Below are 13,443 nucleotides of genomic sequence, written 5' to 3' on the forward strand. Positions count from 1 at the left end.
AGACCGTGACAGTTGACGGCACCCGCCCCAAGCCCCGCTCCAGCGTGGAGGACGTATGGCCCCTTTCGCCGTTGCAGGAAGGGATGCTCTATCACACCGCACTGGACGGCGATGGTCCTGACACCTACACCGTGCAGACCGTGTACGGGATCGACGGCCCGCTGGACGCCGCCCGGCTGAGGGCGTCGTGGCAGGCCGTCGTGGACCGCAATGCCGCGCTGCGGGCCTGTTTCCGCTATGTCAGCGGCGCGCGGATGGTGCAGGTCATCGCGCGGGACGCCGAGATCCCCTGGCGCGAGACGGACCTTTCCTCGCTGCCGGACGACATCGTCGACAGCGAAGTGGACCGGCTCGCGGCGAACGAGGTGGCCGAGCGGCTGCACATCGAGACGGCGCCGCTGATGAAACTGCACCTGATCCGGCTCGGCCCGGAGCGCCACCGGCTCGTGCACACCCTTCACCACGTGCTGGTGGACGGCTGGTCGATGCCGATCATCCACCGCGAACTGGCCGCGATCTACGCGGCGGACGGGGACGCGTCCACACTCCCGCCCACCGGGTCCTACCGGGACTATCTCGCGTGGCTCGGCCGGCAGGACAAGGAGGCGGCCAGGGCAGCCTGGCGGGGGGAGTTCGCAGGGCTCGACACGCCCACCACGGTCGCCCCGGCCGATCCGGCCCGCGTGCCGGACATCGACACGGTGGTGCTCGAGCTGCCCACGGAACTGACGGACGATCTGGCCGGTCTTGCGCGCGGTCACGGCCTCACTCTGAACAGCATCGTGCAGGGCGCGTGGGCCGTCGTGCTGTCGCAACTGGCCGGCCGCAGCGACGTGGTGTTCGGCGCGACCGCCTCGGGGCGGCCCGGCGACCTCCCCGGGGTGGAGTCGATGGTCGGCCAGCTGCTCAACACCCTGCCGGTGCGGGTCCGGCTCGACGGCGGGCGGCGGGCCGTCGACCTCTTCGCCGAGCTGCAGCGCGACCAGTCGGCCCTCATGGCCCACCACCATCTCGGCCTGCAGGACGTGCAGGCCGTCGCCGGCCCCGGAGCGGTCTTCGACACGCTCATCATCTACGAGAACTTCCCCCGCAAGGGACTCGGCCAGGAGCCGGACGACGGCCTGACCCTGCGCCCGATCAAGCGGGGGCGCAACTCCTCGCACTACCCGTTCACCCTGATCACCGGACCCGGCGAGCAGATGCCGCTCATCCTCGACTACGACCGGGGCCTGTTCGACCACGCGGTCGCCGAATCGGTCGTGGGCGCGCTGGCTCGCGTCCTTGAGCGTCTTGTCGCCGAGCCCGATGTGTCGATCGGCCGCCTGACGCTGCTGAGCGAGGCCGAACGCGCCCTGGTGGTGGACGAATGGAACGCCACCGCGGGACCGGTGCCGGGGGAATCCGTGGTCGCGATGTTCGCGCGGCGGGTGGCCGAGGCACCGGACGCGGTGGCGATCACCGACGCCGACGGCGCGGATCTGACCTACGCCGAGGTCGAGAGAGCTGCGAACCGGCTGGCCGGCTACCTCGCCGCTCGTGGCGTCGGCCGCGGCGACCGGGTCGGGGTGGCCATGGACAGGTCGCCGGACCTGCTGATCGCGTTCCTGGCGATCTGGAAGACCGGTGCGGCGTACGTCCCGGTGGACGTCGAGTACCCGGCCGAGCGGATCGCGTTCATCCTCAAGGACTCCGCGGTCTCCACCGTCCTGTGCACCGAGGCGACCAGCAGCGTCGCGCCGAAGGACGCGATCGTCCTCGACGCGCCGAAGACGCGGGCAGCCGTCGCCGGCTGTGCCGCCACGGCGCCTGAGAGCCGGCCGAGGGCCGACGACCTGGCGTACGTGATGTACACCTCCGGATCCACCGGCCTCCCCAAGGGCGTAGGCATCCCCCACGGGGCCGTGGCCGGCCTGGCCGGTGACGCGGGATGGCAGATCGGTCCGGGCGACGGCGTGCTGATGCACGCGACGCACGTCTTCGACCCCTCGCTCTACGCGATGTGGGTGCCGCTCGCCATGGGCGCCCGCGTCCTGCTCACCGAGCCGGGAGTCCTTGACGCGGCCGGGGTGCGCCAGGCCGTCAAACGCGGCGCGAGTGCCGTCCACCTCACCGCCGGTACCTTCCGCGCCCTGGCGGAGACGTCCCCGGAGTGTTTCGCGGGTCTGGTCGAAATCGGCACCGGCGGGGACGTGGTCCCCGCGCAGTCGGTGCAGAACCTGCGGCGGGCCCAGCCCGGCCTGCGGGTGCGCAACACCTACGGGCCGACCGAGACCACCCTGTGCGCGACCTGGAAGCCGATCGAGCCCGGCGAGGAGCTCGGGCGGGAGCTGCCGATCGGCCGCCCCATGACCAACCGCAAGATCTACATCCTCGATGCCTTCCTGCGCCCGGTCGCGCCGGGAGTGGTCGGCGAGCTGTACATCGCCGGTACGGGGCTGGCCCGCGGGTACCTCACAAGCCCGGGCCTGACCGCCGAGCGGTTCGTGGCGTGCCCGTTCCTCGCCGGTCGGCCGATGTACCGCACCGGCGACCTGGCGCGCTGGAACTCCCGCGGCGAGGTGGTGTTCCTCGGCCGCGCCGACGACCAGGTGAAGATCCGCGGCTACCGGGTGGAGCTGGGCGAGGTGGAGGCCGTCCTTGCGGCCCAGCCCGGAGTTCTCGAGGCGGTCGTCGTGGCGCGGGAGGACCAGCCGGGCGAGAAGCGGCTGGTGGGCTACTTCGTCTCCGACGGCAGTGATGTGGGGGCAGCTCAGATCCGGCGGCACATGGCCCAGGTCCTGCCCGCGTACATGGTGCCGATGGCGGTGGTCGCCCTGCCCGGCCTGCCGGTCACCGCCCACGGCAAGGTGGACCGCCGGGCCCTGCCCGCCCCGGATCTCGCGGGAGACGCGTCACAGAAGGCGCCGGAGAGCGAGACGGAGAAGGTGCTGTGTGTGCTGTTCTCCGAGATCCTCGGCGTCGACCACGTGGGGGGCGACGACACCTTCCACGACCTCGGCGGGAGTTCGGCGCTCGCCATGCGGCTCATCGCGCGGATCCGTGAGGAACTCGGCGCGGATCTGCCCATCCGGCAGCTGTTCTCCTCGCCGACACCCGCGGGTCTGGCCAGGGTGCTCGCCGCGAAGTCCCGCCCCGCACTGGAAGCCGCCCAGCGGCCGGAGCGGGTGCCGGTCACCACCCGGCAGCTGCGCGCCCGGCTGCTTGCCGCCCCCGGGAAGGAGACGGCGGGCCTGCACGCGTCGGTCGCACTGCGCCTGCGCGGCCGGTTGGACGTGTCCGCGCTCGCGGCGGCGCTCGGCGACGTCGCGGCCCGGCACGACATCCTCCGTACGACTTTCCCCGGCGATGCACACAGCGTCCACCAGCACATTCAAGACGCCCTTGCGGTCGAGCTGACTCCCGTCCCGGCCACCGAGGAGGACCTTGACCACCTGCTCGCCGAGCGGCGCGAGTCGGTGTTCGACCTCACCGAGGACGTGCCGTGGCGATGTGAGCTCTTCGCACTCGCGGACAAGGAGCACGTACTGCATCTGCGGATGCACCGGATTCTCGCCGACGACGACTCGCTGGACGTGTTCTTCCGCGACCTGGCGGCCGCATACGGCGCACGGCGCGAGGGCCGGGTCCCCGAGCGCGCGCCCCTGGCCGTGCAGTTCGCCGACTACGCGATCTGGGAGCAGCGACTGCTCGCGGACGAGAGTGAGCCGGGCAGCTTGCCCCACGATCAGGTCGCCTTCTGGCGGGACAACCTGGCCGGCCTCGACGGGGAGACGGCGCTGCCGTTCGACCGCCTGCGGTCGGCTGTCCCCTCGCGTCGGGCTGGGACGGTCGAGCTGCGGCTGGACGCGGGCCCGTACGCCCGGCTGATGGACGCGGCGGAGTCGGCCGGCGCGGACGCGTTCCAGGTGGTGCACGCCGCGCTCGCCATGCTGCTGACGAAACTGGGCGCGGGCCACGACCTGGTGATCGGTACGACGCTGCCCCGGGACGAGGACCTCATCGACCTCGAGCCGATGATCGGGCCGTGCGCCCGGCCTCTCGCCCTGCGCACGGACGTCTCGGGCGACCCGACCTTCCTGGACGTCGTCACCCGCGTGCAGGAAGAGGCCCAGGCCGCCCACGAGCACCTGGACGTGCCCTTCGAGCGGCTCACCGAGCTGCTCGACCTGCCCGCCTCGCTCTCCCGCCACCCCGTGTTCCAGGTGGGCCTCGAGGTGGTGGAGGAAGGGCTCGGCACCTGGGACGCGATGCAACTGCCGGGCCTGCGCACCAATGTCGAACCCGGCGGCGCCGAAGCCACGGAGCTGGACCTCGCGTTCAAGCTCACCGACCGCCCCGACGACGAGGACCGCATCGAAGGCGTCCTCCGCTATGCCACCGACCTGTTCGACCGGGACACGGCCGAGTCGGTGGCCCGGCGCCTGGTCCGCGTCCTGGAACAGGTGGCGGAGGATCCCCGGCGGCGGATCAGCGACCTGGACGTCTTCCTGGACGACTTCGAACGCAGCCGTCCGGTCATCGCACCGGCGCGGTGGGCCGGGGCCGTGCCCCCGGCGCTCGCCGGCCTGGCCGAGGCCGGTCCGCTCGGCGCGCTTCTGCTCGACGACCGGCTGTGCCCGGTCCCTCCCGGGGCCGTGGGCCATCTCTACGTCACAGGGCCGGCCGTGGACGCGGGCAAGGCCGCTCGATCGAGTGTGCCCTGCCCGTTCGGGACCGAGGGACATCAGATGCTGCGCACGGGCCTGCTCGCCCGGAAGACCTCCGCCAAGACCCTCATCGTCGTAGGCGAGCGGCGCCGCTCGGCCCCTTCGGTGAAGACGGGTGACTACGAGATCCTGCTGCCGCTGCGCGTCGGCGGTGACCGCCCGCCACTGTTCTGCCTCCACGCGAGCGGCGGCCTGAGCTGGAACTATCAGCCGTTGCTGCGGCATCTTCCGGTGAATCAGCCGGTCTACGGAGTGCAGGCGCGCGGCTTGGCCCGTACCGAACCCCTGCCCGGCAGCGTCGAGGAGATGGCGGCCGATTACCTCGAGCACATCCGGGCTGTGCAGCCGAGCGGGCCGTACCACCTCCTCGGCTGGTCCCTCGGTGGGCGGATCGCGCAGGCGATGGTCGCGTTGCTCGAGGCGGAAGGGGGGGAGGTCGGCCTGCTCGCCCTGCTCGACGCCTATCCCGTCTACATGGGACGGAACGCGACCGGCACGGTGAGCGAAGAAGCCATGCGCGACGAGGAGGCCGTGGCACAGCGCAAGCAGCAGGACCTGGAGCTCGCCGGTGGAATGGTCCAAGGGCCCGGCACCAGGAAGCGCCTCGAGGCGGTGATGCGAAACCTCTGGGAGGTCGGGCCGCGGCATACCGCCTCGCCCTTCGCCAGCGACATCTTGCTCTTCATCGCCTCGGTGGACCGGCCGGCGCATCTGCCCGTACCGGAGGCGATAGCCAGCTGGAAGGACTTCACCAGCGGAACCGTCGAGCCCCACGAGATCCTGTCCAACCACTACGACTTGGTGCAACCCGCGGCGCTGGCTCAGATTGGAGCCATCGTCGCCGAGAAGCTCCATTCCCGGCCGAAGAGTGAAAGGACACAACGATGACCAACCCGTTCGATGACGACAGCGGCTCCTTTTTCGTACTGGTCAACGATGAGGGCCAGCATTCCCTCTGGCCGACCTTCGCGGAAGTGCCTGCCGGCTGGTCCCGTGCCTACGGTGAGGCCACCCGCCAGGAGTGCCTCGACTACGTCGAGGAGAGCTGGAAGGACCTCCGGCCTAAGAGCCTCATCCAGGAAGTCGGCGCCTGAGGCGAAGGAGTCCAGCCGCTCAATGCGGACGGTTGGACGGGCTCGGCGCTCGTCCAACCGTCCCGCGACCACCATGTCCGCATCCCAGGGCTGGACGAGGCGAAGGGACCTTTTGCAGTGCTCGAGGACAACGACATCGTCCGGGGCTCGTTCGAGGAGATCAACGTTCACCTGGGCTTGGACATACACCGACGGGACCGGTTCGATCCGGTACCGGAGTTACGTGCCTTGATGGCCGAGGGCCCCATGGCCGTATTGGGCGTCGAGGATGCCCCCGAAGGGCGGACCGCGTGGCTTGCCGCCGGGTACGACGAGATCCGGCAGGTTCTCGGCTCGGACAAATTCAGCTCCAAGCTGCTCTACGGCGGCACCGAGGCCGGTTTCATATTCCCCGGCTTCCTCACTCAGTACGATCCACCGGAGCACACGCGGCTGCGCCGGATGGTGACGAGCCCCTTCGCCATCCGGCGGATACAGGGGTTTCGGCCGCAGGTCGAGAAGGTCGTCGAGGCCACCCTTGACGACATCGAGTCCACCGGTGGCCCGGTGGACTTCGTCCCGCATTTCGGGTGGCCCATCGCGACGACGGTGACCTGTGACTTCGTCGGCATTCCACGCGATGATCAGGTGGAGCTGTCCCGTGCCCTGCACGCCAGCCGGGCCGAACGGTCGGGCAAGCGGCGCCTGGCGGCGGGAAACAAGTTCTGGGCGTACATGAACCAGGTCGTGACGCGAACCCGCCGCGACCCCGGTGACGACCTGTTCGGCGTCGTGGTGCGCGAGCACGGCGAGAAGATCACCGACGCGGAGCTGATCGGAGTGGCCGCGTTCGTCATGGGCGCGGGCGGGGACCAGGTGGCTCGCTTCCTCGCGGCGGCCGCATGGCTGATGGTCGAGGAGCCCGAGCAGTTCGCCGTGCTGCGGGACCGGCCGGACACCGCGCCGGACCACTGGCTGGACGAGATGGTCCGGTACATCACCAGCGACGAGAAGACCACTCCGCGCATCGCGTTGGAGGACGTGCGGATCAGCGGTTGCCCCATCAAGGCGGGCGACACCGTCACCCCCTCGTTCCTGGCCGCGAACCGCTGGCACTTCCCCGGCCCGGACGACCGGTTCGACATCACCAGGGAAAACCCCACGCATATCGCGTTCGGGCACGGCATCCACCACTGCCTCGGCCGGTCGCTGGCCGAGATGGTGTTCCGGGTGGCGATTCCGGCGCTGGCACACCGCTTTCCCACCCTGCGCCTTGCCGAACCGGATCGTGAGATCACGTTGGGGCAGCCGCCGCTCAACGTGGAAGCCCTGTGGCTCGACTGGTAGCGCCGTATCCAGGCCGTATCTGGGAGGAGAATCGATGGCAGGGGAGGAGCTTCCCGTTGAGTGGTGACGACTCGCGCCCCGTCCACGTGCGCAGGCAGGGCCTCAATCCGGCGGACGAACTGCTCGCCGCAGGACCGCTGACGAGGGTCACTGCCGGATCCGGAGCGGACGCCGAGACCCGCTGGATGGCGACCACACACGCTGTCGTCCGACAGGTGATGGGCGATCACCAGAGGTTCAGCACCCGGCGGCGCTGGGACCGGCGGGACGAGATCGGCGGGGAGGGCATCTTCCGGCCGCGTGAGCTGGTCGGCAACCTGATGGACTACGACCCGCCGGAGCACACCCGGCTGCGGCAGAAGCTGACGCCCGGCTTCACGCTGCGCAAGATGCAGCGTCTGCAGCCCTCCATCGAACAGATAGTGACCGAGCGTCTTGACGCCATGGAGCAGGCGGGATCCCCCGCGGATCTGATCGAGTCCGTCGCCGAGGCGGTGCCCGGGGCCGTGCTGTGCGAGCTGATCGGCGTGCCCAGGGACGACCGGGCCATGTTCATGCAGCTGTGTCACGGGCATCTCGACGCCTCGCGAAGCCAGAAGAGACGGGCGGCGGCCGGCGAGGCGTTCTCCCGCTACCTGTTGGCGATGATCGCCAGGGAACGGAAGGACCCGGGCGAGGGGTTGATCGGAGCCGTCGTCGCCGAACACGGCGACGCGGCCACGGACGAGGAGCTGAGGGGCTTCTGCGTCCAGGTGATGCTGGCCGGCGACGACAACATCTCCGGAATGATCGGTCTCGGCGTGCTGGCGCTGCTGCGGCACCCCGAACAGATCGCCGCGTTCCGGGGCGACGAGCGATCGGCGCAACGGGCGGTCGACGAGCTGATCCGCTACCTGACGGTCACCTATTCCCCGACACCCCGCATCGCCATGGAGGACGTCACCATCGGCGACCAGGTGGTCAAGAAGGGGGAGAGCGTCATCTGCTCGCTTCCGGCGGCCAACCGTGACCCTGCCCTGACGCCGGATCCGGACCGTCTCGATGTCACGCGCCAGCCCGTCCCGCATGTCGCGTTCGGGCACGGCGTCCATCATTGCCTGGGAGCTGCTCTGGCCCGCCTCGAATTGCGGACGGTCTATACCGCTCTGTGGCGGCGATTTCCCGGACTGAGGCTCGCGGATCCCGCCCAGGAGGACATTTTCCGCTTGACCACCCCCGCGTATGGACTGAACGAACTGATGGTCGCTTGGTGATCGTCCGTGGCAGCCGTGTTGTCCACGCGAGGCGCTGGACGTCCTGTCCGATGACAGATGAAACTGAGGCGGCAGCGTGGTCGAGGCGAAACCAACCGGAACTCCCGGTCAGTGAAGGAGCTTCCACTCGATATGAGTCCAGATATCGACGAGGTCGCGCCACTCTTACGAGAGCCGGCGCACTTCAAGATGAGAACGCACTGTGATCCGCATGCAGACAATTTCGATCTCAGAGCGCATGGCCCGCTGTTCCGGATCGTCGGGGAGGCATCCGAGCAGCTGGGCAGGGACTATGTTTGGCAGGCGTTCGGGTACGACGTCGTACGCAGGATATTGGGCGATCACGAGAATTTCACGACCCGGCCCCGGTTCATCCAGGGGGAGTCAGCAGAACGCATAGAGCCCCAGTTCGTCGGGCAGATCTCGACGTACGATCCGCCCGAGCACTCGCGCCTGCGGAAGATGCTGACACCGGAGTTCACGGTCCGCCGTATCCGCACGATGGAGCCCCACATACAGGGCCTCATCGACGATCGGCTCGAGATGATGGAGGCCGCGGGACCACCCGCGGACATCCAGCGGGATTTCGCCGATCCGATCGGCGCGGGTGTTCTGTGTGAGCTGCTCGGCATCCCGCGGGACGATCGACGCGAGTTCGTCCGGCGGCTGAGGCGGAACGTCGATCTGAGCCGCGGGCTCAAGGCGAGGGCCGCCGACAGCGCGGCGTTCAACCGGTACCTGGACAACCTGATCACCCGGCAGCGGAAGGACCCCGGCGAGGGGCTCCTCGGCATGGTCGTGCAAGGGCACGGAGACAACATCACGGACGAGGAGTTGAAGGGCCTGTGCATGGCCCTGATCCTCGGTGGTGTCGAGACCGTCGCGGGAATGATCGGCTTCGGGGTCGTCGCGCTTCTGGACCATCCCGACCACCTACCGTTGCTTTTCGAGAGCCGCGCGAAGGCCGATCTCGTAGTCACCGAACTGGTGCGTTATCTGTCGCCCGTGCAGGGGCCGAATCCCCGCCTGGCCATCAAGGACGTGGTCATCGACGGACAGTTGATCAAGGCGGGGGACTATGTGCTGTGCTCGGTCCTCATGGCCAACCGGGATGAGGCCCTTACGCCGAATCCCAATGTTGTCGACGCGAACCGTGAACCGGTCTCGGACGTCGGATTCGGGCACGGCATCCACTACTGCGTGGGAGCGGCGTTGGCAAGGGCGATGCTGCGCATCTCCTATCAAGCCCTCTGGCGACGGTTCCCCGGGCTGCGCCTTGCCGTGCCCATCGGCGAAGTGAAGTACCGGAACGCGTTCGTCGACTGTCCGGATCAGGTGCCCGTCACGTGGTAGCGATCGAGCGGCGCACGCTCGGAGAACTGGCCGCAACAAATTGACCCGCAACACAGGAAACGGTGGCGAGATGTCGGTCGACGAATTCGATGTAGTGGTGGCCGGTGGTGGGCCGGGTGGTTCGACCGTGGCCACACTCGTGGCCATGCAGGGCCATCGGGTGCTGCTGCTTGAGAAGGAGAACTTTCCCCGGTACCAGATCGGTGAGTCGTTGCTGCCTGCCACGGTGCACGGAGTGTGCCGGATGCTCGGCGTCGCGGACGAACTGGCCGATGCCAACTTCCCGATGAAGCGGGGTGGCACATTCCGCTGGGGTGCTCGCCCGGAGCCGTGGACGTTCCACTTCGGCATCTCTGCCCGGATGGCCGGCTCGACGTCGTACGCCTATCAGGTCGAGCGGGCGCGATTCGACGAGATCTTGTTGAACAACGCCAAACGCAAGGGTGTGGTCGTGCGGGAGGGCTGCGCGGTCACCGAGGTGGTGGAAGACGGTGATCGTGTCACCGGTCTGCGGTACACCGATCCCGATGGCAGTGAGCGTGCGGTGTCGGCGCGCTTCGTGGTCGACGCGTCGGGCAACAAGAGCCGGCTGCATGCCAACGTCGGCGGCACGCGGAATTATTCGGAGTTCTTCCGCAGCCTGGCGCTGTTCGGATACTTCGAAGGTGGTAAGCGGCTGCCCGAGCCGGCCTCGGGCAACATCCTGAGCGTGGCCTTCGACAGCGGCTGGTTCTGGTACATCCCGCTGAGCGACACGCTGACCAGCGTCGGCGCGGTAGTCCGCAGGGAGGACGCCGAAAAGGTCCAAGGAGATCGGGAGAAGGCACTCAATTCCCTGATCGCCGAGTGCCCGATGATCTCGGAATACCTGTCGGACGCGACCCGGGTGACGACCGGCACGTACGGGGAACTGCGGATCCGCAAGGACTACTCGTATCAGCAGACGAATTTCTGGCGGTCGGGGATGGTTCTGGTCGGCGATGCCGCGTGCTTCGTGGACCCGGTGTTCTCTTCCGGGGTGCATCTGGCGACCTACAGCGGGCTGCTCGCGGCCCGGTCGATCAACAGCGTCCTCGCGGGCGAGCTGGATGAGAAGACGGTACTGACCGAGTTCGAGGCGCGATATCGCCGCGAGTACCAGGTGTTCTACGAATTCCTCATGTCGTTCTACCAGATGAACGTGAACGAGGACTCGTATTTCTGGCGGGCCAAGAAGGTCACGAACAGTCAGAACACCACCGATATCGAGTCGTTCGTGGAGCTCATCGGTGGGGTGTCGTCCGGTGAGACGGCGCTGACGGCGGCGGACAGGATAGCCGAGCGCAGCGCCGAGTTCGCCGCGGCCGTGGATCAGATGGCAGGCGGCGACCAGGAAAACATGGTGCCGATGTTCAAGTCACAGGTGGTCAGGCAGGCGATGCAGGAGGCCGGCCAGGTGCAGATGAAGGCGCTGCTCGGCGAGGACGCCGAGCCCGAACTGCCGCTGTTCCCCGGCGGCCTCGTGGCCTCGCCCGACGGAATGAAGTGGCTGCCTCAGCAACCGGCGTGAACCCTGAGCACTTCGGGCAGTCCGCCGGTGCTCAAAGCCCTACGGAACAGGGGAGCGAAATGCGTGTGTTGCTGTCGACGTACGGCAGCCGCGGAGACGTCGAACCGCTGGTGGCACTGGCGGCGGGGCTGCGGGAGCTCGGCGCCCAGGCGCGGGTGTGTGCACCGCCGGACTGCGCGGAGCGGCTGGCCGAGGCCGATGTGCCGTATGTGCCCCTCGGCCCGTCGGCGCGCACGCCGAGACACGGAACGGCGCCGCCGTCGCCCGAGGACATGTCCAGGTTCTCGGCCGAGGCGATCGCCACGCAGTTCGACCAACTCCCGGCGGCCGCCGAGGGGTGTGACGTGGTGGTGACGACCGGCTTGCTGCCCGTTGCGATCGGGGTGCGGTCGGTGGCCGAGAAGCTGGGCATCCCCTACTTCTACGCCTTCCACTGCCCGATCTACGTGCCGTCGCCGTACTACCCGCCGCCACCGCCCCTCGGCGAGCCGCCCGCACGGGAGGTGAGCGACATCGGGGCGCTGTGGGACCGGAACAACCAGAGCGCCTACCGGCGGTACGGCGGCCCGCTCAACGCCAGGCGGGGCGCGATCGGCCTGCCACCGGTGGAGGACATCCTCACCTTCGGCTACACCGATCATCCCTGGCTGGCGGCGGACGCGGTCCTGGCCCCGCTGCAGCCGACCCACCTCGACGCCGTGCAGACCGGTGCGTGGATCCTGCCGGACGAACGCCCCCTTTCGGCGGAGCTGGAGGCGTTCTTGGCTGCCGGGTCACCGCCGGTGTACGTGGGTTTCGGCAGCCTGCGCGCGCCCGCGGACGCCGTCCGGGTGGCCGTCGAGGCGGTCCGTGCCCATGGCCACCGGGTGATCCTCTCCCGTGGATGGGCCGATCTGATCCTGCCCGACGACTGGGAGGACTGCTTGACCATCGGAGAAGTGAACCAGCAGGTGCTGTTCGGCCGGGTGGCCGCCGTCATCCATCACGGCGGCGCGGGCACGACGCACGTGGCCGCGCGGGCAGGTGCCCCCCAGGTCGTGGTGCCCCAGATCGCGGACCAGCCGTACTACGCAGGCCGGGTGGCCGAGCTGGGCATCGGGGTGGCACATGACGGTCCGGCCCCGACGTTCGACTCCCTGGCGGCCGCGCTCGGCGCGGCCCTCGCCCCACAAACCCGCGCGCGAGCGGCGGCGGCGGCAGGCACGATCCGCAGCGATGGGCCAAGGGTGGCCGCGGAACTGCTGCTCCATGCGGCCGGCCAAGACAAGTCGACTGTTCCCGCATGAACCACACCGGTCCGTCCAGTCCTCACTCGTTGCGACGCGGAAATGCCGTCCATAGATTGACCGCCATGTTTCACGGCTCTGAGCAGACCCGATTACTAGTGATATCCCCTCATTTGAGCGACGCGGTCCTGTCCTTCGGGGCCGGCCTCGCCCAGGCGGCGCGGGACGGTGTGCAGGCGACCGTCTTCACGGTATTTGCCGGCACCGCGTCACCTCCCTACTCCCCGGCGGCGCAGCGATTGCGCGGAATCTGGGGCATCTCGCCGGATCAAGACGCATCACCGTATCGCCGGAAAGAAGACATCGCCGCTCTCGGCCACCTGGGGGTCGACCACCGGCACGGCCGATTCCTTGACGCCATTTATCGCAAGTCGCCGGATGGCCAATGGCTGGCTGACAACGTGCCAGGCCGCCAGAAGGTGGCAATCAACAGACAGTCGTCACAGGGCGATTCGGATCTGTTTTCCGCAGTAAAGGCTGACATCGAGTCGGTCGTCGACGAGTGCACTCCGACGCTGATCGTCACCTGTGCGGCCGCCAACGGTCATATCGACAACGAGATCGCACGGGATGCCGCGCTGTTCGTGGCGCACGAGCAGGGCATTCCGGTGCGGCTGTGGGAAGACCTTCCGCATGCGGTCTTCGGGTTGGATGCCGTCGAACTGCCGGGGGGATTTCATCTCGGTCCTCCCGATTTCAGCTCCGTCACCACGGAGACATGGGCGCGGAAAGTCGAAGCCCTGAAGTGCTATTCGTCCCAAATGTTGATGCTCAACGGGCCGGACAAGGATTTGTTCGCCCAGCTGGAAAAGCATGCTCGGGAAAGCTCACCACACGGTGGATACGGCGAAAAGACCTGGGCTGTTGTCTGACGAA

Annotated in this window: 8 protein-coding genes; all 8 read left to right on the plus strand. The window is 68.5% G+C overall.

Features of this window, described 5'->3' with window-relative positions:
- Nucleotides 1-5: 5 nt before the first annotated feature.
- Entirely contained in the window at nucleotides 6-5,594 is a 5,589-nt protein-coding gene (locus M8I34_RS25805; protein WP_250052944.1) for a non-ribosomal peptide synthetase, read from the plus strand.
- Entirely contained in the window at nucleotides 5,591-5,800 is a 210-nt protein-coding gene (locus tag M8I34_RS25810) for an MbtH family protein (RefSeq protein ID WP_250052946.1), read from the plus strand. The genes M8I34_RS25805 and M8I34_RS25810 overlap by 4 nt, the downstream gene beginning before the upstream one ends.
- 117 nt (nucleotides 5,801-5,917) lie before the next feature.
- A complete protein-coding gene (locus M8I34_RS41690) occupies nucleotides 5,918-7,126 on the plus strand; it encodes a cytochrome P450 (protein WP_250052955.1) in 1,209 nt (402 codons plus the stop codon).
- 56 nt (nucleotides 7,127-7,182) lie between these two features.
- Nucleotides 7,183-8,379 carry a cytochrome P450 gene (locus M8I34_RS25820; RefSeq protein WP_250052964.1) on the plus strand — a complete coding sequence of 399 codons (1,197 nt, stop codon included), beginning with the start codon at nucleotides 7,183-7,185 and terminating at the stop codon, nucleotides 8,377-8,379.
- 132 nt (nucleotides 8,380-8,511) lie between these two features.
- The gene (locus M8I34_RS25825; RefSeq protein ID WP_250052971.1) at nucleotides 8,512-9,732 is read left to right on the plus strand and encodes a cytochrome P450; all 1,221 of its coding nucleotides are present in this window, start codon (nucleotides 8,512-8,514) and stop codon (nucleotides 9,730-9,732) included.
- 70 nt (nucleotides 9,733-9,802) lie between these two features.
- On the plus strand, nucleotides 9,803-11,281 hold the full coding sequence (locus M8I34_RS25830; protein ID WP_250052973.1) for a tryptophan 7-halogenase: 1,479 nt from the start codon (nucleotides 9,803-9,805) through the stop codon (nucleotides 11,279-11,281).
- Nucleotides 11,282-11,340: 59 nt separating this feature from the next.
- Nucleotides 11,341-12,567, plus strand: a complete 1,227-nt coding sequence (locus M8I34_RS25835) for a glycosyltransferase (protein ID WP_250052975.1) — start codon at nucleotides 11,341-11,343, stop codon at nucleotides 12,565-12,567.
- Nucleotides 12,568-12,632: 65 nt separating this feature from the next.
- Nucleotides 12,633-13,439, plus strand: coding sequence for a PIG-L deacetylase family protein (locus M8I34_RS25840; RefSeq protein ID WP_250052977.1), 807 nt, complete (start codon nucleotides 12,633-12,635; stop codon nucleotides 13,437-13,439).
- Nucleotides 13,440-13,443: the final 4 nt, after the last annotated feature.

It is taken from the genome of Streptomyces sp. MCA2, assembly GCF_023544705.1.
Lineage (GTDB): Bacteria > Actinomycetota > Actinomycetes > Streptomycetales > Streptomycetaceae > Streptomyces > Streptomyces decoyicus.